Origin of the sequence: Sphingomonas sp. (assembly GCF_031372575.1) — a bacterium.
Taxonomy (GTDB): domain Bacteria; phylum Pseudomonadota; class Alphaproteobacteria; order Sphingomonadales; family Sphingomonadaceae; genus Sphingomicrobium.
Map to the genome: position 1 here is coordinate 1 of NZ_JANMLM010000028.1, position 26,550 is coordinate 26,550.

Sequence of the window (26,550 nt, forward strand, 5' to 3'; positions counted from 1 at the left end):
TCGACCCGCTTGACGACGCCGGTGATGACCTCGTTGGCGCGATCCTTGAATTCTTCATACTGGCGCTCGCGCTCGGCGTCGCGGACCTTCTGGAAGATGACCTGCTTGGCGGCCTGCGCGGCGATGCGGCCAAACTCGATCGGGGGCAACGGATCGACGATGAAGTCGCCGACGGTCGCATCGGCCTGCAATTTCTGCGCGCCCTTCAGATCGACCTGCTTGAAATAATCCTCAACCTCTTCGACCACCTCGACCACGCGCCACAAGCGCAAATCGCCGGTTTCCTGGTCGAGCTTGGCGCGGATGTCATTCTCGGCACCGTAGCGGGCGCGAGCGGCGCGCTGGATGGCGTCTTCCATCGCTTCGATGACGATGCCCTTGTCGATCAGTTTCTCGCGCGCAACCGCATCGGCGATGGCGAGCAATTCGGCCTTGTTGGCGGTGGGCCCACCGGTTGGGGCGCCGGTAGCTGCAGTGGTAGCCATGATCAGATCAACCTTCTGTCTTGATGGTATCGGCGCCCTCGGTGCTGAGCGGCGCGGTGGCGTTGATGAGTCTGTCGGTCAGCACGAGCTTGGCCGACTGGATATTGGCAAAGGCGACCTCGCGGCGGCCCTTGGTGGTCTCGATCGCGACAGTTTCGCCGTCGATCCCGATAATGTTGCCAGTGACCTGCTTGGCGGCGTCGACCGGCGAATTGAACTTGATCCGCGCTTCATGCCCCGCCCAGTCGGCATAATCGGCCAGGCGGGTCAGCGGGCGGTCGATCCCCGGCGAGGAGACTTCGAGGCGATAGGCGCCGTCGATCGGGTCGCGGCCGGCTTCCTCGAGCGGGTCGAAAATATCGGAGATGGCGCGCGACAGATCGGCGCAATCGTCGATCGACAGCTGCCGCGTGTCGGGGCGCTCGGCCATGACCTGCAATGTCGGATCACTCTTCCCGCCAATCATCGCCACGCGCACCAGGTCGAGCCCCAGCGCCTTGACGGCGGGTTCGATTAGAGTGGCGATGGCAGTTACGTCGGTCAAAGCGGCTCCAGCGAATACAAGCCTTCACGATGCCGGACCGACCCGGCCCGGCCCCAACGTCTTGACGATGTCGAGGAGAAGTGAGGGCGATATAGGCGCGTCGGGGGAGAGTCGCAAGCGGGGAGTGGAGGGTGGAGTGCCTCAGTTTGAATTGCGCGCGCTAATGTCCGCCAGGGCTGGAAAGCTGACACTCATTTCTGCGTGAGAAGGACTGACATTTCCGCGTTGTAGCGAGTGGCATAATGCTCCGCTTCAGGCTTCAGCTGGAAGCAAGCCTCTGTTTCGGTGTCAGAGGTCCCCTTCAATTCTCGTGTGGGCCCGAGCTTGTCCGAAGCGCCCGGAACTTCGCCTACAAAGCCGCCTAGCGACAGAAACCGTAAGTCACCTTTCGCATATGCCGCTCTTGCATCCGCAACAGAGCTTCTTGCGCGCAGGGCTTCAATAGCCGGGCAACCCGCATTTTGAGTTGAACCGCCGCAGCTTGCCAGCACAGTCAATGACAAGAAAATGCTGCGCCAGTAGGTCATTCCTGCCTGTCTAGTTCAAACCGAAACGTCCGCAATGGGTCGGAAGCGGGGACATTCACAAGCTCAACCGGGGGCACTGAATTATCGCTCGGTGAGTGGCGGGCTAGTTGCTAGCGAGCGCCCCACGCCGGCGGTGGCGGCGAGACGGGACGCGTTAAGTCGAACTCGACGCGCAAGAAGCGGTTCGGGCGGCGGAGTTCGTAGGCGAAGGTACGGCCGGGATTGACCTCGACCGCCCAGACATTGGCGGCCCCGGCGACATTGCCCTCGCGGATCAGCAATTCCTTGGTGAAGGCGTCGGCCGGAAACTCCTGCCGTGCGGCGCTGAGCGGGGTCACCGACTCGCCGCCATATTGGGTGACCTTGTCCTCGCTTCCGTCCTTGTGGCGGTGATCATGCTTGAGGCGCAGGCCGGAGGCGGTGCGGGTGATGACCCAAGTGCGGCTGTGGTCGTCGGCGACGTGGAACGGGACGCGGATCGTGTCGGCCGAACATTCGCGGACGTGCATCACCAGCGCCTTGCTGGCGAAGCTGGCGTCGGCGGCGGCGGGCGGGCTGGTGATCCGACCTTCGAAGGCCTTGCCGCACAGCGAGGAGAGGTTGGTAAAAAAGTCGCGGTCGGGCGCGGGAGCCGTCGCGCAGCCTGCGGTGGCGAGCAAGGCGAGGGAGGCAAGCCATTTCATCGGCGGAGGCTTTCGAGCGCCGCATTCTCGGCCCGGATTCGCACCGTCAGGATGGCGGCGTTGAGGGCGGTGAAGATCAGGGCGATCTGCCACAGGCCGAACACCAAGGGCAGCACCGCCAGCTCGGCGATGACGACCAGGTAGTTGGGGTGGCTGATGAACTTGTACGGCCCGCGCGCGACCAGTTGCTCGCCGGGGACGATGATGATCCGCGTCGTCCAGCGATTGCCGAGGCTGCGCAGGACCCACACGCGGGCGAGCTCGATCAGGCCGAACAGGATGAGGAAGGCGAGATTGATCGGCTGGCCAAGCGCGAACACCCACAGGCTGGCGAGCCACGCCGCGTGCATCGCGACGATGAACGGGTAATGCCCCGGCGCGACTTCACGGCCACCGATGCTGAGCAGGCGCGCGGTGTTGGCGCGGGCGACAGGAAGTTCGATCAGGCGCTGGGCAGTGACGAAGCCGAGAATCGCGATGTGCGGCCACAGCGGGGTCACGCTTCGAGCACCAGCCCGGCGCAGGTGAAGCCGGGGCCGAAGGCGGTCATCATCACGCGGGGTGGCAAGCCGCGAGCGATCAGCGCCTTCAATACGAACAGCACCGTCGGGGCACTCATATTGCCCTGGGCGCGGAGCACGTCGCGTTCGAGGTCGAGGGTGCCGACGGGAAGCTGGAGCGATTTCTCGATCGCGTCGACCACCTTGGTCCCGCCAGGGTGGCAGCAATAGCGGTCGATGTCGGCGCGGGTTAAATCGAGGTCGGCGAGAATCGTATCGATCGCCAGCTCGAGCTCGCCCTCGACGAATGGCGGGATGGCGCGGTCGAAGATCACCGCGAGGCCCGGATCCTCGACCCGCCAGCCCATGATGCCCAATGTGTCGGGCCATAATTTCTCGCCCGCCCCGCGAACGGTGGCGATGCCCTTGCCCTCGGTCGACAGCACGGCCGATGCCGCGCCGTCACCGAACAAAGCGGTGGCGACGATTGCGGCGGGGTCGTCGCTGTCGAGGCGGATCGAGATCGAGCAGGTCTCGACCGTGACGAACAGCCAGTTGGTGCCGGGCTCGGCCGCGGCAAGCCGCGCGGCGGTGGCGAGGCCGGTGACCCCGCCAGCACAGCCGAGGCCGAACATCGGCACGCGGCGGATATCGGGGCGAAGGCCGAGCCGGGGCGCAACCCGCGCGTCGATGCTGGGCGTGGAGATTCCGGTGGTCGAGACGAATACCACGCCGTCGATCTTGTCGGGGGTCAGCCCGGCGTCGGCGATCGCCCTGACCGCCGCTTCCTCGAACAAGGCTTCGGTCGCGGCGACGTATAGCTCGGTGCGTTCCTGCCAGCCGTGGGGCTCGCGGTACCAGTCGATCGGGGCGACGGTCGACCGGCGGTCGATCAGCGCGTTGTCGAACACACCCGCCAGTCGGTCGAACAACGCTGCGCGACCACGGAACATTGCCTTGGCTGCGGATTTAGCGTCGGATTGGCTGACCGTGTTCGGCGGAACCGCCGTGGCAATCGAGAGGAGCTTGGCTGATGGCAAAAAGTTTTATCCTGCAACTGGGGCGATCGCTGCATCCACTGCCGCGCCATATTTGGCAAGCCAGTGCGCTATTGATCGGTGCGACCGCCGCCTGCGGACAGGCTGCGACCACCACAGCAAATACGTCGGCCAAGCCGTTTTCGGTGCAGGAGGTGGCGAAATTTTCCACGCCGTGGGCGATGGCGTTCCTGACCGGCAGCGGGCGACCGTTGCTCGACGCGGCCTTGCTGACCGAGAAAGAGGGCAGATTGTGGCTGGTCGATACCCGCACCGGGGCGAAAATTGCGGTCGCGGGGGTGCCGGCGGTGCGCGCGGCAGGGCAGGGCGGGCTGGGCGATGTCGTCCTCCATCCCGCGTTCGTGGTCAATCGGCGGGTCTATCTGAGCTTCGTCGAGGCCGGGCCGGACGGAACCAGCGGCGCGGCGGTCGGCTATGGCCTGCTCGACACGACGAATGCGGCGCAACCCGCGCTAACCGGATTCAAGGTGATCTGGCGCCAGTCGCCCAAGGTCGATGGCAATGGCCATTTCAGCCACCGGATCGCATTCGGGCCCGACGGATTGCTCTACCTGACCTCGGGCGATCGACAGAAATTCACCCCGGCGCAGGATATGGGTGGCAACCTTGGCAAGGTGCTTCGGCTGACCGATGAGGGCGGGGCTGCACCGGGCAATCCGTGGGCCGCGCAGGGCGGCGTCGCGGCGACCTTCTGGAGCATCGGGCATCGCAATTTGCTCGGGTTGGCGTTCGCCCCCGACGGGCGCTTGTGGGAAAGCGAGATGGGGCCGCAGGGCGGCGACGAGGTCAATCTGATCGTCGCGGGCAAGAATTACGGCTGGCCCAAGGCGTCGAACGGCAGCAATTATGACGGCGGCGACATCCCCGATCATCGCGTCGGCGACGGCTATGAGCCACCCAAAGTATGGTGGAATCCGTCCATCTCGCCCGGCGGGCTGATGATCTACAGCGGCGACAAATTCGCTGGCTGGAAAGGCGACGCCCTGGTCCCCGCATTGTCGGGCCAAGCGCTGATCCGGATCGACATCGACGGCGATAAAGCGACCAAGGCCGAGCAATGGGACATGGACGAGCGAATCCGCGCGGTATCCCAGGGGCCGGACGGAACGGTGTTTGTGATTGAGGACAAAGGGCGTCTGGTCAGGCTCGATCCGGCGCGTTAGCAAGCGGCCCTCGTCGCCGTCGCGTCGCTCAGTCGACCAGGATATAATCGGGCTCGATCCCCGGATGGGGCTGGAGCCAGTGGGGCACTGGCAGTCCCTTCGAGGCCAAAAATTCCGGATTGAACAAGCGCGACTGGTAGCGGGTCGCCGGGTCGCACAAGATGGTGACGATGGTCTTGCCCGGCCCCAATTGGCGAGCGAGGCGGATGGCACCGGAGACATTGACCCCCGACGACAGGCCGAGCGCAAGGCCTTCTTCCGCGAGCAAGGCAAAGGTTACCGCCAAGCTCTCCTCGTCGGGGATGAGGAAGGCGTGGTCGACCGCCAGGCCTTCGAGATTGGCGGTGATCCGCCCCTGGCCGATGCCCTCGGTGATCGAACTCCCCTCGGCCTTCAGCTCGCCGTTGGTGAAGTAATTGTAGAGCGCAGCACCGGGGATGTCGGCGATCGCGATCGCAATGCCCGGCGTTCGCGCCCGCAGCGCCAGCGCGACCCCGGCGAGAGTCCCGCCAGTTCCGACCGCACAGACGAAGCCGTCGATCCGGCCTTCGGTCTGGTGCCAGATTTCGGGGCCGGTGGTGCGGGCATGGGCATCGCGGTTAGCGACATTGTCGAACTGGTTGGCGAAGATCGCGCCATTGGGATTGTCTTGCGCCAAGCGCGCAGCGAGGCGGGCGGCGACCTTCACATAATTATTGGGATTGTGGTACGGTACCGCCGGAACCTCAACCAGTTCGGCTCCGAGCAAGCGGAGCGTGTCCTTCTTCTCCTGGGTCTGGGTTTCGGGAATGACGATCACCGTCGTCATGCCCAGAGCATTGCCGACCATGGCGAGGCCGATGCCGGTATTGCCCGCCGTCCCGTCGACGATCGTCCCGCCGGTGCGCAGCGCACCGCGCCGCATCGCATCCTCGACGATCGCCAGCGCGGCGCGGTCCTTGACCGACTGACCGGGGTTCATGAATTCGGCCTTGCCGAGGATCGTGCAGCCGGTCTCCTCCGACGCGCGGCGGAGCTTGATCAGCGGCGTATTGCCGATTGCTGCGAGGACATTGTCGGTCATCGCGGCTGTCTAGGCATCCACGCGCCCCGGTGAAAGCGGTTCCTGCCGCCGCCGGTAGCGGAACTGGTGCGGGGTGCGGCCCTCGCGCCGGGCCTTGGCGGCATAGCGGGTTTCGATCCAGCCGCCGGGGTAGGCCAGCCAGTCGCTCGGTCCTTCGACCAGCCAGTCGAACTGGTGGCGGTGACGCTGCATTACCATCAACGCATGGGTCAGATAGACCGGATGGTCGGTCGCCATGCGGAATTCGCCGCCGGGCTTGAGCTTGGCTGCGATCAAATCGAGCGGGCCATCGTTCATCATCCGGCGCTTGGCGTGGCGGTTCTTGGGCCAAGGGTCGGGGTGGAGGAGGTAGACGAAAGCCAAACTCGCGTCGGGCAGTCGGCGCAGCACGTCGAGCGCATCGCCGGTCCACAGCCGGACATTGGCGAGATGTCCGTCGCGAATGTGGGTCAGCGCAGTGGCGACACCGTTGAGGAAGGGCTCGCAACCGATGAAGCCGTGATCGGGCAGCAGATCGGCGCGGTAAGCGAGATGCTCGCCCGAACCAAAGCCGATCTCGAGATGAAGCGGGCGGGGGTCGCCGAACAAGCCGGAGGCGCTGATTTCGCCGTCCGGGGGGACGGAGATTTGCGGCAGCAGGGTTTCGACCAGCGCGGCTTGCTCGACGCGCAATTTATGCCCGGTCGAGCGCCCATAGAGGCGGTTGATGGTGGTCGGGTCGGCGGATTTAGCGGCGGTCATGTCAGGCGCGCCTAGCCCCACTCGCCACGCCCCGCAATTCGGCATATGTTTCGCTTGGGTAACAAGGGAGGCAATAATGCGTGCAGGTGGAATCAACTGGGCCGCGGTATTGGTAGCGGGGATCGCATTTTATGCGATCGGGTTCGTCATTTATGGATTGCTGATTCCGCCCGAGCGCTGGATGGCGATGTCCGGGATCAGTGCGGCGGACATGGAGGCCGTTGGCCAGAGCCGGATGCCGTTTAGCGTGGTGATGCCGCTGATGACCGCGGGGTTCATGGCCTTGTTGTTCAAATGGGGTTCGGTCACCGGCGTCAGCAAGGGCGCCCAATGGGGGGCGGTGGTCGCGCTGGCGTCGGCCGTGCCAGGGATGCTCTATGGCTGGGTCTATGGCGTCGGGCCGATCGACATGACCTTGGTCGACAGCGCGCATCTGCTGCTTGGCCATGTCACGGTCGGAATGATCCTCGGCGCCTGGAAATAGGCTGTTCGGCTAGACCGCCAGCGCGGCTTTCAGATCGTCGACCAGGTCGGTTTTCTCCCACGGGAAGAAATCGCCTTTGGGCTTGCGTCCGAAGTGGCCGTAAGCGGCGGTCGGGGCGTAAATCGGCTTGTTGAGCCCGAGGTGGGTCCGGATGCCGCGCGGGGTCAGCTTGCCGAGTTTGGTGATCGAATGGATGGCATTTTCGAGCGCATCGTCGGCGACTGTGCCGGTGCGGTGGGTGTCGACGTAGAGCGACAACGGCTCAGACACGCCGATCGCATAGGCCAGCTGGATGGTGCAGCGCGTGGCATAGCCCGCGGCGACGATATTTTTGGCGAGGTAGCGCGCCATGTAGGCGGCCGAACGGTCGACCTTGGTCGGGTCCTTGCCCGAGAAAGCGCCGCCGCCATGCGGGGCTGCACCGCCATAGGTGTCGACGATGATCTTGCGGCCGGTGAGCCCGGCGTCGCCGTCGGGGCCGCCAATCTCGAAACTGGCGGTCGGGTTGATGTGATAGACTGTCTCGTCGCTGAGCAAATCGGCGGGTAGGATGTCGGCGACGACTTGCTTCACGTAGGCGTGGAGCTCAGCTTCGGCCGCGCCATGGTCATAGCCCTTGGCGTGCTGGGTCGAAACGACGATGGCAGTCGCGGCGACCGGTTTGCTTTCTTCGTAGCGGAGCGTGACCTGGCTCTTGGTGTCGGGCTCGAGGAACGGCGCGGCGCCCGAGTGGCGGTCGGCGGCCATGCGTTCGAGGATCTTGTGGCTGTAGTAAAGCGTGGCGGGGAGCAGTTCGGGGGTCTCGTCGGTGGCATAACCGAACATGATCCCCTGGTCGCCCGCGCCTTCATCCTTGTTGCCCGAGGCATCGACGCCCTGCGCGATGTGGAGCGATTGGCCGTGGAGGTTGTTCTCAAAGCGGAAGTTTTCCCAGTGAAATCCCTCCTGCTCATAGCCGATGCGCTTGACCGTCGCGCGGACGACAGCTTCAACTTCCTCAGGAATTCCGGGTGCCCATTCGTCATTCTCGTAAATGCCCTTGCCGCGGATCTCACCGGCGAGGACGACCAGCTGCGTGGTGCACAATGTCTCGCAGGCGATGCGCGCTTCGCTATCTTTCGACAGGAACAGATCAACGATGGCGTCGCTGATCTGGTCGGCGACCTTGTCGGGATGGCCTTCGGAGACCGATTCGGAGGTGAAGAGATAGGAGCTGCGCATCGGCGGCCAATGTCCTTTTAGGGATATAAGGAAAGCTTTATATGAGGGGCTTTAGCGGCGGCTCCGTCGCAGTGCAATCGCCGCGATGAGCATTGCCAAGGCCAGCAGTAATGGGATTGCATTACCATATCGGGCGAACGCGCCGGGCGAAGCTGCTGGGCGCGGAAGATCGGCCCAGATGATCCCCGCGCGGTGCCACGGCAGCGATTCGATCAAATGGCCGTGGGCATCGACCAGGGCGCTGATCCCGTTGGGGGTCGAGCGAACCACGGGAATGCCTTCCTCGGCGGCGCGCAAGCGGGCCTGGGCGAGATGTTGCGGCGGGCCCCAGCGGCCGAACCAGGCATCGTTCGAGGGGTTGAACAGGAAGTCGGGGCGGTTGGCGCGATCGACGACATGGCCCGAGAAGATGATTTCGTAGCACAATTGGAACCCCGCTTTGCCCCAGCCTTCGGGAAGCTGAAGGCTCGACGGGCCGGGTCCGGCGTCGAAATCGCCATCGCCGGGCGCAAGCCGCGACAGGCCGATGGCCGACAGGATCGGGCGCATCGGCAGATATTCGCCGTATGGCACGAGGTGCGCCTTGTCATAGCGGCCGATGAACCGCCCGCCGGGGCCGAGAATGAACACGCTGTTGGCGGCACTGTCGGAGACACGGCCGTCCTTCGATCGAAGCGCGATCCCGCCGGTCAGCAGTACATCGCGGTTGGTGACCAAGGCGGTTGCTTGGTTGCGTTCCTGCTGGACGTAGCTGCCCGCACCGGGGCGATTGTCGGACAAGGGCGTGGTGACTGCGGCTTCGGGCCAGAAGATCAGTTCCTGGCGGTGGTCGCGCGGGCGGTTGAGGGCTTTGAGCCGGGTGGTGGCGACATTCTCGAATCCCGGACGCCATTTGACGTCCTGTCCGATGTTGGGCTGGACTATGCGGATCGGGCGCGGGGTGCCGGCAGGCTGGAGCGTAGCGGTGGGGACGAGCATGAAGGCGAGCACGGCGGCGGCGATTAGGGCTGCGGGCCGGAACGCGCGACGCCATGCCAGCCACAGAGCACCGCCGCTGAGCACGACCAACGCGCCCAGTCCGTAGGTGCCGATCCAGCGGCTGGCGTCGAGCAAGCGCGAATCGACCAGGATCGCCCCGACCGGGTTCCACGCAAAGCCGGTAAACATCGTCGCGCGCAGCCATTCATTGACGATCCACGCGCCCGCCAATGCGAGGACCAGCACTGCTGGCCGGTCGCGCCCGATGCGCCACGCAAGGCCGGTGGCAAGCATCGGATAGATTGCGAGGTAGAGCGACAAGGCGACCACCGCGACCCAGCCCAGCCATGCCGGCATCGCCGCCTGGAATGTAAAGGCGGTCGCGATCCAGTTGAGGCCGATGCAGAATTGCCCGACCGCGAACCACCAGCCAAGCCCGATCGCGCGGCGTTGCGTGGGGGCGCGGGCGATCAACTCGAACAATCCCGCAATAGCGAGCGGCATCAGCGGCCACCAGCCAAACGGCTGGAACGCGAAAGCGGAGCAAAGACCGAGCGCGAGCGCGAAAAGCAGGTGCATCAGCGCTCGCTAGCGACTGGTAACCTGTTGGGGAAGCGTACCGGCACTGACCCGCCACACCTTGCCGCCAACGTCATCGGCGACGAGCAGGCTGCCGTCCTTGCCGACTTGCACCCCGACCGGGCGACCGTAAGCGGTGTCGCCGACCCGGAAGCCTGTCAGGATCGGGATCGGTTTGGCACCGGTCGGCCTAGCCCCGGCGAAGGGGACGAACACCACTTCATAGCCGCTGGCGGGCTTGCGGTTCCATGATCCATGCTCGCCAATGAATGCGCCCGAGGCGAAGCCACCACCGAGCGTCTGTCCGGTCGAAAAGGTCAGCCCGAGCGCGGCGACGTGCGAGCCGAGCGCGAAATCGGGGGCAATCGCTTTCGCCACCATCGCCGGATTGGCGGGCGGCCGGGTGTCGACATGCTGGCCATAATAACTGAACGGCCAGCCGTAGAAGGCGCCTTGCTGGACCGAGGTGAGGTAATCGGGGACGAGATCATTGCCGAGCTCGTCGCGCTCGTTGACGACGGTCCATAGCGCGCCGCTCTCCGGGTTGAAGGCGATCCCGACCGGGTTGCGGAGCCCGCTGGCGAAAATGGCGTAGCGGCCTGACTTGGGGTCGATCTGCCACACGGCAGCGCGGCCTTTCTCCATCTCCAGCCCATTCTCGCCGACATTGCTGTTCGAGCCGATGCCTACATACAGGAAGCGGCCATCGGGCGAGGCGACCAACGACTTGGTCCAATGATGGTTATAGCCCGAGGGAAGCTCGGTCACGAGCCGCGGCTTGGCGGTGATCGCGGTCTGGCCGGGGGTGAAGGGAAAAGCGACCACAGCATTGGCGTTGGCGACGAATAATTCGCCGCCGACCACCACCATCCCGAATGGTGAATATAAATCGTGGTCGAGCAGCACGGTCTTGGTCTCGGCAACGCCGTCGCCGTCGGCATCGCGCAGCAGCATGATCTTGTTGGGGCTGCCCTTGCTCGACCCGGCCTTTTTCATCACCAAGCCCTGAATAATGCTCTTGATGGTGCCGCCGGTCTTGTCGGTGCCGGGATTGTCGGTCTCGGCCACCAGCACGTCGCCATTGGCCAGCTGGAGCAGCCAGCGCGGATGATTGAGATCGCCCGCAAACTGATTGACCGCGAGGCCCGCAGCGGGGGTCGGCATCTTGCCGGCCGGCCAGCCTTCACCCTTGGCGACATTAACCGTCGGAAAGGTCGAGGTTTGCGGCGCGCCGAGTTGCGGGTTGGCCCCCTGGGTCATCGCCACGTCCTGGGTCGAGGCAGAGCCACAGGCGGCGAGCAACGCGGCGAGAGGTAGCGAAGTAAGAAGGGCGCGCATCCTGGTCTCCTGACGGTTCATTGCCGCTTGCAACGGATCAACCGCCCGAAGGATGCCTATCCGGTGCGTGGAGCCGGACGCGGATGATGCGGCGGCTGTCCGAGTCCAAGGCTTCGAGGCGCCAACCGCTGGGATGCTGGACGCATTCGCCCTCGGCCGGAATGTGGCCCGCGAGCAGGAACACCAGCCCGCCGAGCGTGTCGACCTCATCATCGGGCGAGGCGAGGCGCGGGTCGACTGCCTTGGCCAATTCGTCGAGTTCGATCCGGGCATCGGCTTCCCACACGCCATCCTCGAGCATCACCAAACTGCTGGTTTCTTCCTCGTCATGCTCGTCCTCGATTTCGCCAACGATTTCCTCGACCACATCCTCAATTGTCACCAATCCCTCGGTGCCGCCGAACTCGTCGACGATGATCGCGAGGTGCATCCGTTCGGCGCGCATCCGGGCGAGCAATTCGAGCACGCCCATCGATTCGGGAACGAACAGGGGGGTGCGCAGCAGCGCCGATATCGACCGGTCGATGCTGGGGTCGCGCGCGGCGACGAACACATCCTTGATGTGAATCATGCCGACGACGTGATCGAGCGACTTGGCATAAACCGGAAGGCGACTGTGGCCGGCGTCGGCGAAAGCGGCTTCCAGATTTTCAAAGCTGATGGTGTCGGGGATGGCGATGATGTCGCCGCGCGTGACCGCAACTTCGCCCGCCGTGCGATCACCGAAGTGGAGCAGGTTCCGAAGCATCTGCCGCTCGTTAGCCGAGAGGTCGCCGGTGATCGGGCGCTCGCCTTCGGCATCGTCGATCGCTTCCTCGATCTGGTCGCGCAACGTGGTCTCGCCATCGTCGCCGAAGATCAGCGCACGCATCCCGCGCCACAGCCGCGATCCGCCCTCGTCGGGTTGCTGGCTGGCCATCAGGCGTGCGCCTCAAGGGTGTAGGGATTGGCGATGCCAAGGCGGGCTAGGGCGCGAACTTCGCGCGCTTCCATGTCGGCGGCCTGACTGTCGTCCGAATGGTCGTAACCGAGCAGATGCAGCGTGCCATGAACCATCAGATGCGCCGCGTGGCGCTCGATCGGGACATGTTTCTCCGCCGCCTCGCGTTCGCACACGCCATGCGCCAGGATGATGTCGCCAAGCATCAATTCGGGACCTTCGGCGGAGGCGGCAGCAAGCTCCTGCCCTTCAGCCATCGGGAAGGACAATACGTTGGTCGGCTTATCCTTGCCGCGCCACTGGGCGTTGAGCAGGCGGACTTCATCATCGCCCGCGAGGCGCACCGAAATCTCGACGTTGCGCGGCCCGTCGGCGAGCTGCGGAAAGGCGCTTTCGGCAATCGCGGCGGTGGCGGCGGAACGAGCAAGCTCGTCCCACCCGATGTTACTGTCCCACTCCGGATCGGCGTCGAGGATGATGTCGAGGTTCACTTAGTCGGTACCCTCATAGGCCTCGACGATCCGCCCGACGAGGGGATGGCGGACGACGTCCTTAGAAGAGAAACGGATCATCGACAGCTTGGGAATGCCTTCGAGCTTGTCGACCGCATCGTTGAGGCCCGACTCGGTCCCCTTGGGCAGATCGGTCTGGTTGGGATCGCCGCAGATCACCATCCGGCTGCGCATGCCGAAACGAGTGAGGAACATCTTCATTTGCATCGCGGTGGTGTTCTGTGCCTCGTCGAGGATCACGAACGCGTCGCTGAGCGTGCGGCCCCGCATGAAGGCGATCGGCGCAATCTCGATTTCGCCCGACGCGATCCGCCGCTCGACCTGCTCGGTCGGGAGCATGTCGTAAAGCGCATCGTACAGTGGGCGGAGATAGGGATCGACCTTTTCCTTCATGTCGCCGGGCAGGAAGCCGAGCCGTTCGCCAGCCTCGACCGCCGGACGCGACAGGATCAGCCGGTCGACCTGGCCCGAGATGAGCATCGCCACCGCCTGGGCCACCGCAAGATAGGTCTTGCCGGTGCCCGCTGGCCCGAGCGCGAAGATCATATCGTCGCTCGCCAGCGCTTCCATATATTTGGTCTGGGTGGTCGAGCGCGGGACGATCGTCTTCTTGCGCGTGCGGATCATGATCGACGCCGGCCGCGCCACGTCGGCGGATATGATCCCGTCGAGCGCAGGCTGATTGGCCATGCCGATCACCGCTTCGACCGCGGCGCCATCGACGTCCTGGCCCTGGTCAAGCCGGTTGTAGAGCCCGACCAACACGTCGCGGGCGCGCGCGGCGCTATCGGGTTCGCCCTCGATCATCACCCGATTGCCGCGCGCATTGATGTGCACGCCGAGCCGGTCTTCGATCATCACCAAATGGCGGTCATAATCGCCGAACAATGGCCCGAGGAGGTAAGGTTGGTCGAAATCGAGCTCGAGCCGGGCGCGGCCTTCGACCAAATGATCGGTCAAAGCGGGCGGAAGGGGGAGCCGCTTGGCCATCAGGCAGCCACCTTTTGCACAGTCAATTCACCGCCCAGGCTGTTGGGAAGGGCGTGGGTCACGTTAACGTCGACCATGTCGCCGATCACAGCGTCGGTGGTGACGAAGATCGATTGCAGCCACGGCGACTTGCCGATCATCTGGCCGGGCAGGCGGCCCTTGCGGTCAACCAGGATTCGCGTGTCTTTCCCGATTGTTGCGCGGTTGAAGGCGAGGCTATGCTCGGCGAGGCGGGCCTGGAGCCGCTGCAATCTGTCGTCCATCACCTGGGGGTCAACCGCTCCTTCCATCGTCGCCGCCGGGGTGCCCGGACGAGGACTATATTTGAAACTATAGGCCGAAGCGTAACCGACCGCATCGACGATAGCGAGAGTGTCGGTGAAATCTTCGTCAGTCTCGCCCGGAAAGCCGACAATGAAGTCACCGGAGATGGCGATATCAGGCCGTGCGGCGCGGACTTGCTCGATCGTGCGGAGGTACGAATCGACGCTGTGACTGCGGTTCATCGCCTTCAGGATGCGGTTGCTGCCCGACTGCACCGGCAGGTGGAGATAGGGCATCAATTGCTCCACCTCGCCATGCGCGGCGATCAGTTCAGGCGTCATGTCGGCGGGATGGCTGGTGGTGTAGCGGATCCGCTCGAGCCCATCGATCCTGGCGATGGCGCGAATGAGCTTGTCGAGACCCCCAGTCCACGCGTTGACGTTCTGCCCGAGCAAGGTGATCTCGCGCGCTCCGCCCTCGACCAGCACCGCGGCCTCGGTCAGGATATCGGCGAACGGGCGGCTGATCTCGGCGCCACGGGTGTAGGGTACGACGCAATAAGTGCAGAATTTGTCGCACCCTTCCTGCACCGTCAGGAAGGCGCTCGGCCCGGTCCGGCGGCGCACGGGGAGCGCGTCGAATTTGGAGATGGCGGGCATGTCGGTATCGACCGGGCGCTCGCCCCTCGCCGCCGCCGCAATCATCTCGGGCAGGCGGTGATAGGCTTGCGGGCCGACGACGAGGTCGATCATCTTCGAACGGCGCTTGGCCTCGGGACCCTCAGCCTGCGCGACGCACCCAGCGAGCGCGATCATCGGCCGCGAGCCATCTTCGCGGGTCAACCGGCCGACGTCGGAATAGGCCTTGTCGGCGGCTTTCTCGCGGATGTGGCAGGTGTTGAGCACGACCAGATCGGCGTCATCGCCATCGGGGGCCGCGATCATTCCCTCGGCGCTCAGCAATTCGCCCATCCGCTCGCCATCATAGACGTTCATCTGGCAGCCGAAGCTCTTGACTCGGAAGGTGGTTGGAATCGCGCTCATCGGCGGCGCCTATAGGCCGGACGATGGCACGGCGGAAGTCAGCGCTGCGGCAATCGCAGCCTGGGCATCGCGGGCCATCGCCTTGCGGTCCTCGCCCGGGGGCAGCGGGTCGAGTAGGCGCACCGTCACCGGTAACGTTCCCCGCCGACCGAGCAAGCGCATCGCATTGTCGATCCCGCGCTCGCCGCTGTGCCACGCGATCCCCGGCCCTGCGGCGCCATAATCGATCGCGATCGGGCGAACCGCGGTTCCGGGCGGCGCTGGTGCGACGGCGGCAAGCAGGGTCGGGCGGAACGGGAGCAGGGCGCAGCCGTCGCCGGTAGAGCCTTCGGGAAACACCGTCAGCGGTTGCTCGCGCTCGATCCCCTCGGCGATTCGGCGAACCTGGCTATGTGCGTCGCTGCGCGCGGCGCGCTCGATATAAAGCGTGTGATTCTGGTCGGCGAGCCAGCCCACCAGCGGCGCGCTCGCAATGTCGGCCTTGGACACGAATGCAGTCCCGGTCGCCCCGCCAAGGATGAGGATATCAAGCCAGCTGACATGATTGGCGATAGCTAAGGTTGGCGGGGTCAGCGGCGCGCCCTCGACCTTTGCCCGAACGCCGATGATCCGCGCCGCCGCGCCAAGGAAACGTGGCGGCCACGGCGAACGCCTGCCGCGCAGTTTGGCGATCAGGTGCAGCGGCACCATGACAATTAATAGCCCCAGCAGCCCGCTCAGCCTTAGCGCGGCGCGCCACCGCGACGAGCTTCGATCAGCGGCCGCGATCGCGAGCGACGCCATAGAGCTCCATGCGATGGTCGACCAACCGGAAGCCCAGCCGGTCGGCGATACGGCGCTGCAATTCTTCCAATTCCTCGTCGACGAATTCGATCACCTTGCCGGTCTCGACGTCGATCAGATGATCGTGATGCGATTCGGAGGCCGCCTCGTAGCGCGAACGGCCGTCGCCAAATTCGTGACGCTCGAGGATCCCCGCCTCCTCGAACAAGCGGACGGTGCGATAAACGGTGGCGATCGAGATGTTGGGGTCGATCGCTGCGGCGCGGGTGTGGAGCGTCTCGACGTCGGGATGGTCCTCGCTGTCGCCGAGGACTCGCGCGATGGTCTTGCGCTGTTCGGTGATGCGCAGCCCCTTGTCGGCGCACAGCTGTTCGATATCGATCGTTCGTTGCATGGCCCAAGACTAGGGATGCGGGGCAACAAAGAAAAGGGGAGCCAGCGTTCGGCACGCCGACTCCCCCAATTTATTTACCGCAAAGACTATTTGGTTTTGCCGGTCTTGATCGTCTTGCGACGCTTGGTGCCCAAGCCGATCGCCTTGGCCAGCGTGCGCCGTTGTTCGGCGTAATTCGGCGCGACCATCGGATAATCCGAATTGAGGCCCCACTTTTGGCGATACTGGTCCGGGGTCATTTGATAGTGGGTCATCAAGTGCCGCTTGAGCATCTTGAGCCGCTTTCCGTCCTCAAGGCAGACAATATAGTCAGGCTTGATCGACGAGCGAATCGGTACCTTTGGCTCAAGTTTTGCCTCGGGCGCATTTCGCCCCGACAGGCCGCTAAGCGCGCCGTGAACGTTGTTGATCAAGTTTGGCAGGTCGTTGACTGCAACGCTGTTGTTGCTGACATGCGCGGCGACGATGTCCGCCGTCAGCGTGAGCAAAGTATCATAATCTTGTTCTTCGGCCATTCTTCGATTTCCCCGAGCTGGATTTCTACGCGACCCGTACTGCTTATTGCGGCAGACTATAGCCTGTTAGTCCCGCGCCAGTGATCGTGCAACGATGCGTTGCAAAAGCGAATGAATTTCCGTCAATCGGCGTCGAGCGCCATGGTAATGGCATCGTATACACCACCGTCGTGACCACGATAATAGTTGGTACGGCGCCCGGCCGGGCTGAATCCATAGGCCTGGTACATGGCGGTCGCTGGGTTGCCGTCGCGCACTTCAAGATGAAGGCGGGCGGCGCCGCGCGCGCGGCTGGTCGCGACGAAATGATCGAGCAATTGGCTACCGATCCCGGATCGTTGCACATCATGGTGCACGGCGAGCAACAGCAATTCGGATTCGCCGGCAATCGTTCGCTGGAGCGAAAATCCACGCACCATGTCATGTTGGTCGCGGGCCACGGCCAGCACTACGCCGGACAATGGCAATATCCCGGCGCATTGCGACCGCGACCAGCCTTCGCCATATGCCGGGTCGAACGAGTGGCGCATTACCTCCATTACGTCGTCGAGATCATCGGAGCAGCCGTCGTTGATGCGAATCGGGATGTACCGCTGGCTGGCGCTGCTCATGCCGCTATTGCCGGCTTTGCGTCAGGCGGGCGGGCATAGATCGGGCTTGGTGCGAGACTCCGAAGCGCAACGGGCAGGAGGAGCGCATTAGCGGCGGAGGGGAGCAGGTCGATCGCCTCGCCCGAGCCGCGCGCCGCAACCAGAGCCGCTGCGCCATTGCCGACGACCAAGGCCGTGTCATAGCGGGCGGCGGCCACGTCGGGGCGCAAATTGGCAGGCTCACCGATCGACGCCAATCGCGGTCGGGCATATTGCGCGACAAAGATCTCGCCATGCCCGCCATTGACCGCAACCACGACCGGGCCATCCCCCGGCGCGCCGGCGGCAAGCAAAGCGAGCGAATCCATGCCGTTGACCGGAATGTCCCACCCCACCGCCATACCGTGGGCGCAGGCGATGCCGATGCGCAGGCCGGTGAAGCTGCCCGGGCCGACGCCAACAATGATACTCGCCGGGACATGTCCACCGAGCATTTCGGCGATCAGTGGCGCGAGGCGCTCGGCGTGGCCGCGTTCGACAATCTCATCGGCACGCGCGAACAGGCTGCCGTCGGCGGCGAACAGGGCCGCGGTGCAGGCGGCGGTCGAAGTGTCGAGGGCGAGGATCAACTCATGGCGCTCCGCTCGTTCAGTCGAGGAATTGGCCACAAGCGCGGTCAACGAGCAAGCGAAACCTAGTCGGCGTTATACCGCCTCGACGCTTTCGACTTCGGGGACGTAATGCTTGATCAGGCTTTCGATCCCGCGCTTGAGCGTCACCGCCGAGGATGGGCAACCGGCGCAGGCGCCCTGCATCACGAGGTAGAGTTTGCCGTCGCGATAGCCGCGATAGACGATGTCGCCGCCATCATTCGCGACCGCCGGGCGGACGCGGGTTTCGAGCAAATCCTTGATCTGGTCGATGATGTCGGCGTCGGCCGGATCATCGACAATGTCGAACCCATCGTCGGGCGCAACCTCAATCCCCGCTGCGCTGCCCTGGCGGAACAAGGGAGCATCAAGCGTGAAATGGTCGAGCAACAGGGTTAGCACATCGGCTTCGAGGCTCGGCCAGTCTGCATCGGGCGCAGCCGAAACCGAGATGAAGTCGCGGCCAAAATAGACGCCGTCGACATTGCCGATCGCGAACAATGCCTCTGCGAGCGGCGAAGCTTCAGCGGCGGCGGCGTTGGGAAAGTCGCGCCCGCCGGTGTCCATCACGGTTCGTCCGGGCAGGAATTTACGCGTCGCCGGGTTGGGCGTAGGTTCAATCTCGATCAGCATAAATGAGATGTGGGCCTTAACTCCCCTCCCTGCAAGGGAGGGGAGCTAAGGGGCCACCCAGCTGTCATCGATCATCTTGATCAGCGCGGAGAAGTCCTTGCCCGCGCCGCCACGATCGACAAAGCGCTGGTACAATTCTTCGGCCTCGCCGCCCATCGGGGTGTAGGCGCCGGCTTCCTTCGCCGCTTCCATCGCCAACTTGAGATCCTTGAGCATCAAGGCCGCCGCAAACCCGCCGTCGTAATTGCGGTCGGCGGGGGTTTCGGGACCCACTCCCGGCACGGGGCAATAGCTGGTCATCGACCAGCTCTGGCCGCTCGCCTTGGACGAAATGTCGTAAAAGGTCTGCGCGTCGAGCCCGAGCTTTTCGGCCAGCACGAATGCCTCGCAGGTCGCGGCCATGGTCGCGCCGAGCAGCATGTTGTTGCAGATCTTGGCCGCCTGGCCGGCGCCCGCATCGCCCGCATGGATCACCGTCTTGCCCATCTTGTCGAGCAACGCCTTGGCGCGCGCAAACCCGTCGTCGCTGCCGCCGACCATGAAGGTCAGCGTGCCGCCATCCGCCGCCGCGATCCCGCCCGATACTGGCGCGTCGACCATCACAAACCCCGACGCCTTCGCCTCGGCCTCGACCGATTTGGCGGTAGCGACGTCGATGGTCGAGCAGTCGATCAGCAGCGCCGACTTGGGCGCGTTGGGGAAGACGGTCGAGCGGTAGACCTCGGCGACATGCTTGCCCGCGGGGAGCATGGTGACCACCGCCTCGGCGTTGGCGACCGCTGCTTCCGCGCTCGCTGCGATGGTGCAGCCATTAGCCTTTGCGCGATCCAGCGCGGCCTGGCTCAAATCGAACGCGGCAACCTCATGCCCCGCCTTGGCCAAGTTCGCGGCCATCCCGCCGCCCATATTGCCGAGGCCAATGAATGCTACTCTCATATCATTCCCAATTCACTCAGAACGATCACAAGACCGATTAGAAAAAAGAACGGACCTAACACGAATCCGAAAATGGCCTGCACGTACGTGACAAAACGATCGATTCCGGTCCTCGGAAGCGGTTCATCACCTGTCGCCGTCAAGATTGTCGATTCCAATAGGCTAATCGTTTCTTCATTACGGTAGCGCCAATGCCGCCAACCAATCCAACTTAGCAGCGCGCCAAGCGACAGAAAGAACGCAGCGATCACCGCCCCGTCCACTTCCCCGGACGTTTCTCGACGAAGGCGGCCATGCCTTCTTTCTGGTCCTCGGTCCCGAACAGGCCGTGGAACAGACGCCGCTCGAAATTGATGCCCTGCGCCAGCCCCAGCTCAAACGACGCATTGACTATTTCCTTGGTCGCGATTGCGGCTAGGGGAGCCATGCTCGCGATCGCGGAGGCGATCTTCAGCGCCTCGTCGATCAGATCGGCGGCGGGGACGACCTTGGCCACCAGCCCGCTGCGCTCGGCTTCCTCGGCGCCCATCATTCGCCCGGTGAGGCACATTTCCATCGCCTTGGCCTTGCCGACCGCATGCGCCAGCCGCTGCGACCCGCCCATGCCTGGCGTGACGCCAAGCTTGATCTCGGGCTGGCCGAATTTGGCGCTGTCGGCGGCAATGATGAAGTCGGCCATCATCGCCACTTCGCAGCCGCCGCCAAGCGCGAAGCCGGCGACCGCCGCGATCCACGGCTTGCGGGTTGCGGTGACCCGCTCCCACCCGGCGAAGAAATTGCTGCCGTACATGTCGGCGAAGCCCTGGGCCTGCATCTCCTTGATGTCGGCCCCCGCCGCGAACGCTTTTTCGGACCCGGTGAGCACCAGGCAGTGCTGGCTGTCGTCGGCGTCATATGCGGCGAAGGTAGCGATCAATTCCTTGAGCACGGTCGAGTTCAATGCATTGAGCGCCTGCGGGCGGTTCAACGTGACCAACGTCACCGCGCCCTTCGCCTCAACGATGATGGTCTCGTAGCTCATGTCAGGCTCCTAAAAATCGAACGGGCGCCACTGCTCTTCGATCGGCAGCGGCTCGAAGAAAGCGTCGACATCGCGGTCGCCGATCGACGCGGGATTGGTCGGGTTCCAGCCCGGCTTATTGTCCTTGTCGATCAGCAGCGCGCGCACGCCCTCGCGGAAGTCGGGATGATGGATCAGTCGCACCATGATTCCATATTCCATCCGCATCTCGTCGACGAAGTGCAGTTGGTAGGGGCTTTCCTGAAGCAGTTTCAGGCTGACCTTGCACGCCATCGGCGATTTGGCGCGGATTGTGATCGCCTCCTTCGCCGCCCACTCGTCGCCCTCCACCGCGCCGGCATCAAGCGCGTCGATGATCTCCTCCAGCCGGTCGGAGGCGAAATAACGATCGATCTTGGTGAGGTTGCCCGCGATGCGCGCGGCCGGGATTTCATCTTCGGACAATTCGTCGAGAATCGCCTGGACCCGGAACGGCTGGGCCACGATCCGCTCCTTGGCGGCGTCGAGCCGGTCGGAGCGGATATAGTGAGTGGCAAGCCGGAGCTTGAGACATTCCGCGCCATCGAGCCTTGCCCCGGTCAGCGCGAGGAATTGCGCCAGCCGCCCGCGCAGCCGCGACAAATAACGCCCGCCGCCGACATCGGGGAAAATGCCGATCGTCGTCTCGGGCATGGCGAGGATCGTCCGCTCGGTCGCCACGCGGTAGCGGCACGGGCAGGCGATCCCGACCCCGCCGCCCATGGTGATCCCGTCCATGAACGCGACGCCGGGCTTGGCGTAAGTATATTCCAGGTGGTTGAGACGATATTCGTCGAAGAAGAACGCGCGCGCTGCGGCATCTGTGCCCTCGACCGAATTGGCGATATCGACCACGTCCCCGCCAGCGCAAAAACCGCGGCCCTCGGCGTGATCAATCAGGATGATCCGCACATCGGGGTCGTCGCGCCATTCGATCAGCGCGCGCGCCATGTCGCGGACCATCTGGCGGTTGAGGCTGTTGAGTGCCTTGGGGCGGTTGAGGCGAAGGCGGCCGGCATATCCTTCCTTGACCGTCAGGACGTCGCTCATCAGGCCATCATCACGTACGAACCGGGGGCGGGCTCGATGCCGTCCTTGATGATGCGTGCAGGTACCGACTTGTCGCCATGCCCGTCGAGCCACTGGGTCCACAGCGGCCACCAGCTTCCCTCATGCCGATCCGCGGCGGCGAGCCATTCTTCGGCGGTTTCGGGCCGCGCGACATTGGTCCAGAAGCCGTGTTTGTTGCGGCTCGGCGGGTTGATGACGCCGGCATTATGGCCCGACCCGCCAAGGATGAAGTCGGCGCGGATGTGCCGCGCGCCGCGATACACCGCTTCCCACGCCGAAACGTGGTCGTCCTTGAGCGCGATGACCAGCATCGGTGCTGCAATTTTGGCGAGGTCGATCGGCGTCCCGCGCACCGCGAAACCCGCAGGTTCCTTGAGGCGATTGTTGAGCAACAGATCGCGATTGTAGCTCTTGAGGAAAGCGGCGGGGATGCGAGCCCCATCCTCGAACCATGTCAGCAAGTCCGAAGCGGGCGCGGGCTTGTCGAGGAGGTAATGCTGCACCACGCTCGACCAGATCAGATCATTGGCGCGCATCGCCGCGAACAGCCGCTGGAGCTCGAGGCTGTCGATATAGCCGGCCTTTTCGAGATGATCGTCGAGCGCGTCGAGATGGCCTTCGTGGACGAACGCCGACCAGTCGCGCATGTCGGCGAAATCAACCAGGCTGCCGATCAATGTCGCCGAATTGACGTGCTTGCCGCGCCCCTCCGCCGCGAGCCACGCCAGCGCAATCGCCACCAATGTCCCGCCGAGGCAGAATGCGAACAGATCGGGTGCGGCCTTGGTCCGGCGGCGCACCTCGTCGATCGCGGCGATGACACCGTCGACGACATAATCCTCGACGCCCTTGTCCCTATGCTCGGGCCCTGGATTGACCCACGACACGACAAATACGGTCCGCCCCTCGTCGACCAGCCATTTCGCCATGCTCTGCTCGGGCGCGAGATCGATCATGTAATAACGGTTCACCAGCGGCGGCACGTAGAGCATCGGCGCTTCGGCCACCTTGGGGGTGGTCGGCGTGTACTGGATTAGCTGGAACAATTCGTTCTGGAACACCACTTCGCCCGGCGTCGCGGCGATGGTCTCGCCTTTGACGAACGCGCCCGCGTCAGTGCGGCGCTGGACGATGCCCTTGCCGCTCATAATATCCTCGACGAGGTTCTGGAACCCGCCGACGAGGTTCGCGCCGTTGGTCTCCGCCGTGCGTTTCAACACATCGGGGTTGGTGAGCGCGAAATTGGCCGGGGAAACGGCATTGAGATATTGGTCGAGCAGGAAGCGGCTCATCGCTTTCGCGCTGCTATCGCCGTCGCCGCCCGCCACCAGGTCGCGCAACTGCTTCGACGCCAGCAGATAAGCATTTCTGACCGATCGATAGTAAGGATCGTCCTGCCACTCAGCCGAGTGAAACCGCCGGTCGCGCGGCTTCTCGCCCGCCTTGCCGCCCAGCGCATCGGACCAGAAGTCGCCCCATTGCTTGGCCGCGGCGACCTGCACCTCGAGCAAATCCTGCGGCCGCATCGCCAACCCCATCGCCGCTTCGCTGGTGGCCTTGGCAATCGCGAACGGGTCAAACGGCAGGGTGGGTTTGCGCGGGCTCATTGCCGCGTCAACTCGCGGCCGACGATCATCCGCATCACCTGGTTGGTCCCCTCAAGGATCGAGTGGACACGAAGGTCGCGCCAGAAGCGTTCGATCGGATAATCCTGGAGATAGCCGTAGCCGCCGTGAAGCTGGAGCGCGCGGTCGACGACGCTGCTGCCAGTGTCGGTCGCGAGCCTTTTGGCCATCGCCGCAAATTTGGTCTTGTCGGGGGCATTGTCGCTGACTTTGGCCGCTGCGACGTACAGCAAGTATCGCGCCGCCTGCAGCTCGGTTTCCATGTCGGCGAGCGTGAACTGGGTGTTTTGGAAGTCGGCGATCGCCTTGCCGAATTGCTTGCGTTCCTTGGTGTAGCCGATCGCCTCGTCGAGACAGCGCTGCGCCCCGCCAAGCGAGCAGGCGCCGATGTTGAGCCGCCCGCCATCCAAGCCCATCATCGCGATCCGGAAACCTTCGCCTTCGCCGCCGACGCGGTTGGCGACCGGCACGCGGACCTCGTCGAAATTGACCTGCGCGGTGGGCTGCGAATGCCATCCGAGCTTCTTTTCGTTGGCGCCGAACGACACGCCCGGCATGTCCTTCTCGATCACCAGCGCGCTGATCCCCTTGGGACCATCCTCGCCGGTGCGGACCATGGTTAGGTAAATTTCATTCTCGCCGCCGCCCGAGATGAACGCCTTCGATCCCGAGACGACATAATGATCGCCGTCCAATACCGCCTTGGTCTTGAGCGCCGCCGCGTCCGACCCCGAGCTAGGTTCGGTCAGGCAGTAACTGCCGATCCGGTCCATCGGGATCATCGACGGGAGATACTTGGCCTTGACCTCGTCTGATCCGAAGCGGTCGATCATCCACGCCGCCATATTGTGGATCGAGATGAACGCGCTGGTCGAGGGGCAGCCATAGGCCATCGCCTCCATGATCAGCGCCGCCTCGAGCCGCCCGAGCCCGATGCCGCCGCTGTCCTCGCTGACGTAGATCGACCCGAAGCCAAGCTCTGCGGCAGCGCGGATCGTGTCGCGCGGGAAGATATGCTTCTCGTCCCACTCCGCAGCGTGCGGCGTGATCGCGTCGGCGGTAAATTTCTGCGCCATCTCCTGGATCTGGCGCTGGTCTTCAGTAAGGTCGAACTGGCTCATGGCGCTGCCATTAGCGGCGGGGCATCGCTCTCGCCAGCCCCGCCGTGATCAATCGATTAGTTGGCGCAGCGCTTATACGTCAGATTGACCGGCGGTTCCTGACCGGCTGCGGCATCGGTCCGGCGGTTGAGGCTGGCATTGACCAGCTTGAATCGCTCGACCCGCTGCCACGTCTGGCCCTCGCCGCTGAATCCATAATTGGCATCGAAACTGGTCTTGGTCGCGCCAAGCACCTTGTCGAGTGTCCCCTTGGCTTCATAAAACGTCAGCCGCACGTCATTGATGATCAGCAACCCCTTGGCGTCGCCCTTGGTCGACGTGCAATCGGCCTTGGTCAGCCCCCAGCGGCCATGAAATTGCGCCGGAATAGCGGTCGGCAGCTTAGCGGGGCTCGCCGCGTTGGTCGGCGTCGCGGCGGGCGTGCCCTGCGCTGCGGCGGTACCGTCATTGGGTGGCAAGGTTTCGACCTCCACCGCAGCGACATTATTGGCCTCGTCGATGGCGATATTGTCGGTGTTTTGCTGGCAAGCGGCGAGCGCGAGCAAGGCGGCGGGGATCAAGGCTTGGCTTTTCATGGTCCGGCAACGCGCAATTCGGCATTTGGATGCCTCATGCCACTCACCGTCCGGTCGTCAGCCAAGCTTCGCAATCACGTCGCCGAACAAAACCTCGTCACTCGGCAAAATCTTGGGCACGGCCAAGGGCTTGGACACCCAGGTCTCGTTGATCAGGTCGCGCCAGGTGATGTTGTTGTTGGTGCCATTGCCGCCCCAGCTGCCGCAGCCGAGCGAGAAAGTCTGGCGCATCCCGTTCCACAAATTTCCGCTGTTGGAGGCGGATTGCGGCTGGTTGACCATCACGCGGCTGGTGTTGGTGCCCTCGGCCAGTTTCATGATGTTGGCGTCGGACCGCGAGTAAATGCCGCAGCTGTGGCCCTGACCCTGATAGGCCTGGATGCGGTTGGTCAGCGCGATCGCCTCGTCGATGTCGCGCGCCCGGTACAAGGCCATCGTCACCGTCATCTTCTCGCCCGAGAAGGGGTGATCGGGGCCCGCGCCGGTTTCGGGGACGATGAAGAATTGCGTGCCCTCGGGGATCGCGAAGCCGGCGACATCGGCGATGAATTTGGGCGTCTGCGCAACAACCTTGGCATTGATATGCCCGTCGACCCAGATCACCTGCTGGAGCTTGGCCTTCTGCGCATTGTCGAGCACCAGTCCGCCCTTGGCGACAAGCTTGGCGAGCATCGTATCATGGATCGCATCGACCAGGATCACCGCATTGTCCGCACTGCACGACGCGGCGAGATCGAGTGTTTTGGACAGGCGAATCTTCTCGGCGGCGTCGTCGAGGTCGGCGGTTTCGTCGACCGTGACGACGGCATTGCCCGCCCCCACGCCAAGCGCCGGGGTGCCCGATGAATAAGCTGCGGTGACCATCGCCGCGCCGCCGGTGGCGAGGATGCGGTCGCACTGGCGCATCAATTCATTGGTCTTTTCAACCGTCGGCGTGTCGATCCCGATCACGATGTCGGCCGGCGCGCCCATCTTGACGATTGCCTCGCGCATCAGGTCGCAGATCAATTTGTTGGTCAGCTTGGCGCGCGGATGCGGCGCGACGATGATCGAATTGCGCCCCTTGACCGCCGCAATCGCCTTGATCACCGGGGTCGCCTCGGGATTGGTCGATGGCGACAAGGCGCCGATTACGCCCACCGGCTTGGCGATCTTGATCAAATTGCGCTCGCGATCCTCCTCGATCACCCCGACCGACTTGTCGTCGATGATGTCCATCAAGGTGGCGCGAGTCTTGCGGAAGATCTTGAGATATTTGCCCTCGTAATTGCCGAGCTGGGTCTCCTCGACGGTATGGCGCGCGATCATTTCGGCGACCTCGGGCTTGGCCACCGCCCACACCATCGCGCGGATCAGATTGTCGACCTGGGCCTGCGAATAATGCGCGATCTGGGCCTGCGCGCTCCGCGATCGGGCGATCAGCGCGGCAATTTCCTCAGCGTCGGAGGTCGGTTCGAGATTGACGGCGGTGGCCACGGCACAAAACTCCTTGAGCGGACGTTCGA

Annotated in this window: 30 protein-coding genes; 2 read left to right on the forward strand and 28 right to left on the reverse strand. The window is 64.1% G+C overall.

Features of this window, described 5'->3' with window-relative positions:
• From RMN73_RS02055 to RMN73_RS02080, 6 genes are all read right to left on the reverse strand, one after another.
• Positions 1-485 (reverse strand): NusA N-terminal domain-containing protein (locus RMN73_RS02055; protein ID WP_309601656.1); only part of this gene is annotated, 485 nt, incomplete at its 3' end.
• 7 nt (positions 486-492) lie between these two features.
• Entirely contained in the window at positions 493-1,029 is a 537-nt protein-coding gene (gene rimP / locus RMN73_RS02060) for a ribosome maturation protein RimP (protein WP_309601657.1), read from the reverse strand.
• 191 nt (positions 1,030-1,220) lie between these two features.
• Positions 1,221-1,556, reverse strand: a complete 336-nt coding sequence (locus tag RMN73_RS02065) for a hypothetical protein (RefSeq protein WP_309601658.1) — start codon at positions 1,554-1,556, stop codon at positions 1,221-1,223.
• Positions 1,557-1,666: 110 nt separating this feature from the next.
• The gene (locus RMN73_RS02070; protein WP_309601659.1) at positions 1,667-2,239 is read right to left on the reverse strand and encodes a hypothetical protein; all 573 of its coding nucleotides are present in this window, start codon (positions 2,237-2,239) and stop codon (positions 1,667-1,669) included.
• Entirely contained in the window at positions 2,236-2,739 is a 504-nt protein-coding gene (locus tag RMN73_RS02075; RefSeq protein ID WP_309601660.1) for an isoprenylcysteine carboxylmethyltransferase family protein, read from the reverse strand. The genes RMN73_RS02070 and RMN73_RS02075 overlap by 4 nt, the downstream gene beginning before the upstream one ends.
• Positions 2,736-3,779: a type III polyketide synthase gene (locus RMN73_RS02080; protein WP_309601661.1), complete on the reverse strand. Its 1,044-nt coding sequence runs from the start codon at positions 3,777-3,779 to the stop codon at positions 2,736-2,738. The genes RMN73_RS02075 and RMN73_RS02080 overlap by 4 nt, the downstream gene beginning before the upstream one ends.
• Between RMN73_RS02080 and RMN73_RS02085 the strand changes: the two genes are divergently transcribed.
• A complete protein-coding gene (locus RMN73_RS02085; protein WP_309601662.1) occupies positions 3,773-4,960 on the forward strand; it encodes a PQQ-dependent sugar dehydrogenase in 1,188 nt (395 codons plus the stop codon). The genes RMN73_RS02080 and RMN73_RS02085 overlap by 7 nt on opposite strands.
• Positions 4,961-4,988: 28 nt before the next feature.
• Here the strand turns inward: RMN73_RS02085 and RMN73_RS02090 are convergent, their stop codons facing one another.
• Both RMN73_RS02090 and RMN73_RS02095 read right to left on the reverse strand, forming a co-directional pair.
• Positions 4,989-6,023, reverse strand: a complete 1,035-nt coding sequence (locus RMN73_RS02090) for a cysteine synthase A (RefSeq protein ID WP_309601663.1) — start codon at positions 6,021-6,023, stop codon at positions 4,989-4,991.
• Between the two features lie 9 nt (positions 6,024-6,032).
• Entirely contained in the window at positions 6,033-6,764 is a 732-nt protein-coding gene (locus RMN73_RS02095; protein ID WP_309601664.1) for a tRNA (guanine(46)-N(7))-methyltransferase TrmB, read from the reverse strand.
• Positions 6,765-6,840: 76 nt separating this feature from the next.
• Here RMN73_RS02095 and RMN73_RS02100 point away from each other — a divergent pair, with 76 nt between their 5' ends.
• Positions 6,841-7,248: a DUF1761 domain-containing protein gene (locus tag RMN73_RS02100; RefSeq protein ID WP_309601665.1), complete on the forward strand. Its 408-nt coding sequence runs from the start codon at positions 6,841-6,843 to the stop codon at positions 7,246-7,248.
• Positions 7,249-7,257: 9 nt separating this feature from the next.
• Here the strand turns inward: RMN73_RS02100 and metK are convergent, their stop codons facing one another.
• From metK to RMN73_RS02200, 20 genes are all read right to left on the reverse strand, one after another.
• On the reverse strand, positions 7,258-8,469 hold the full coding sequence (gene metK, locus RMN73_RS02105; protein WP_309601666.1) for a methionine adenosyltransferase: 1,212 nt from the start codon (positions 8,467-8,469) through the stop codon (positions 7,258-7,260).
• Between the two features lie 51 nt (positions 8,470-8,520).
• Positions 8,521-10,026, reverse strand: coding sequence for an apolipoprotein N-acyltransferase (lnt, locus tag RMN73_RS02110; protein ID WP_309601667.1), 1,506 nt, complete (start codon positions 10,024-10,026; stop codon positions 8,521-8,523).
• 9 nt (positions 10,027-10,035) lie between these two features.
• On the reverse strand, positions 10,036-11,364 hold the full coding sequence (locus RMN73_RS02115; RefSeq protein ID WP_309601668.1) for a sorbosone dehydrogenase family protein: 1,329 nt from the start codon (positions 11,362-11,364) through the stop codon (positions 10,036-10,038).
• A gap of 37 nt (positions 11,365-11,401) precedes the next feature.
• Positions 11,402-12,283 (reverse strand): hemolysin family protein, encoded by an 882-nt coding sequence (locus RMN73_RS02120; protein ID WP_309601669.1) that lies wholly within the window; start codon positions 12,281-12,283, stop codon positions 11,402-11,404.
• The gene (gene ybeY / locus RMN73_RS02125; RefSeq protein WP_309601670.1) at positions 12,283-12,795 is read right to left on the reverse strand and encodes an rRNA maturation RNase YbeY; all 513 of its coding nucleotides are present in this window, start codon (positions 12,793-12,795) and stop codon (positions 12,283-12,285) included. The genes RMN73_RS02120 and ybeY overlap by 1 nt, the downstream gene beginning before the upstream one ends.
• Positions 12,796-13,806, reverse strand: coding sequence for a PhoH family protein (locus RMN73_RS02130; RefSeq protein WP_309601671.1), 1,011 nt, complete (start codon positions 13,804-13,806; stop codon positions 12,796-12,798). It abuts the gene before it with no gap.
• Entirely contained in the window at positions 13,806-15,113 is a 1,308-nt protein-coding gene (gene miaB / locus RMN73_RS02135) for a tRNA (N6-isopentenyl adenosine(37)-C2)-methylthiotransferase MiaB (protein ID WP_309601672.1), read from the reverse strand. Before miaB ends, RMN73_RS02130 begins: the two co-directional genes overlap by 1 nt.
• 9 nt (positions 15,114-15,122) lie before the next feature.
• On the reverse strand, positions 15,123-15,896 hold the full coding sequence (locus RMN73_RS02140; protein ID WP_309601673.1) for a lysophospholipid acyltransferase family protein: 774 nt from the start codon (positions 15,894-15,896) through the stop codon (positions 15,123-15,125).
• Positions 15,868-16,290 (reverse strand): Fur family transcriptional regulator, encoded by a 423-nt coding sequence (locus RMN73_RS02145; RefSeq protein WP_309601674.1) that lies wholly within the window; start codon positions 16,288-16,290, stop codon positions 15,868-15,870. Before RMN73_RS02145 ends, RMN73_RS02140 begins: the two co-directional genes overlap by 29 nt.
• A gap of 86 nt (positions 16,291-16,376) precedes the next feature.
• On the reverse strand, positions 16,377-16,805 hold the full coding sequence (locus RMN73_RS02150) for a MucR family transcriptional regulator (RefSeq protein ID WP_309601675.1): 429 nt from the start codon (positions 16,803-16,805) through the stop codon (positions 16,377-16,379).
• 122 nt (positions 16,806-16,927) lie between these two features.
• Positions 16,928-17,416 (reverse strand): GNAT family N-acetyltransferase, encoded by a 489-nt coding sequence (locus RMN73_RS02155; protein WP_309601676.1) that lies wholly within the window; start codon positions 17,414-17,416, stop codon positions 16,928-16,930.
• Positions 17,413-18,075, reverse strand: coding sequence for a tRNA (adenosine(37)-N6)-threonylcarbamoyltransferase complex dimerization subunit type 1 TsaB (gene tsaB / locus RMN73_RS02160; RefSeq protein ID WP_309601677.1), 663 nt, complete (start codon positions 18,073-18,075; stop codon positions 17,413-17,415). Before tsaB ends, RMN73_RS02155 begins: the two co-directional genes overlap by 4 nt.
• Before the next feature lie 24 nt (positions 18,076-18,099).
• On the reverse strand, positions 18,100-18,678 hold the full coding sequence (locus RMN73_RS02165; protein WP_309601678.1) for a NifU family protein: 579 nt from the start codon (positions 18,676-18,678) through the stop codon (positions 18,100-18,102).
• 45 nt (positions 18,679-18,723) lie between these two features.
• Positions 18,724-19,614, reverse strand: a complete 891-nt coding sequence (mmsB, locus tag RMN73_RS02170; RefSeq protein ID WP_309601679.1) for a 3-hydroxyisobutyrate dehydrogenase — start codon at positions 19,612-19,614, stop codon at positions 18,724-18,726.
• 247 nt (positions 19,615-19,861) lie between these two features.
• Positions 19,862-20,635 carry an enoyl-CoA hydratase gene (locus RMN73_RS02175; RefSeq protein ID WP_309601680.1) on the reverse strand — a complete coding sequence of 258 codons (774 nt, stop codon included), beginning with the start codon at positions 20,633-20,635 and terminating at the stop codon, positions 19,862-19,864.
• Positions 20,636-20,644: 9 nt separating this feature from the next.
• Positions 20,645-21,703, reverse strand: a complete 1,059-nt coding sequence (locus RMN73_RS02180) for an enoyl-CoA hydratase/isomerase family protein (RefSeq protein ID WP_309601681.1) — start codon at positions 21,701-21,703, stop codon at positions 20,645-20,647.
• On the reverse strand, positions 21,703-23,331 hold the full coding sequence (locus tag RMN73_RS02185; protein WP_309601682.1) for an alpha/beta fold hydrolase: 1,629 nt from the start codon (positions 23,329-23,331) through the stop codon (positions 21,703-21,705). The genes RMN73_RS02180 and RMN73_RS02185 overlap by 1 nt, the downstream gene beginning before the upstream one ends.
• Positions 23,328-24,470: an acyl-CoA dehydrogenase family protein gene (locus RMN73_RS02190; RefSeq protein ID WP_309601683.1), complete on the reverse strand. Its 1,143-nt coding sequence runs from the start codon at positions 24,468-24,470 to the stop codon at positions 23,328-23,330. The genes RMN73_RS02185 and RMN73_RS02190 overlap by 4 nt, the downstream gene beginning before the upstream one ends.
• Before the next feature lie 56 nt (positions 24,471-24,526).
• Positions 24,527-25,045, reverse strand: a complete 519-nt coding sequence (locus RMN73_RS02195) for a hypothetical protein (RefSeq protein ID WP_309601684.1) — start codon at positions 25,043-25,045, stop codon at positions 24,527-24,529.
• Between the two features lie 57 nt (positions 25,046-25,102).
• Positions 25,103-26,521 (reverse strand): aldehyde dehydrogenase family protein, encoded by a 1,419-nt coding sequence (locus RMN73_RS02200; protein ID WP_405051508.1) that lies wholly within the window; start codon positions 26,519-26,521, stop codon positions 25,103-25,105.
• Between the last annotated feature and the right edge of the window lie 29 nt (positions 26,522-26,550).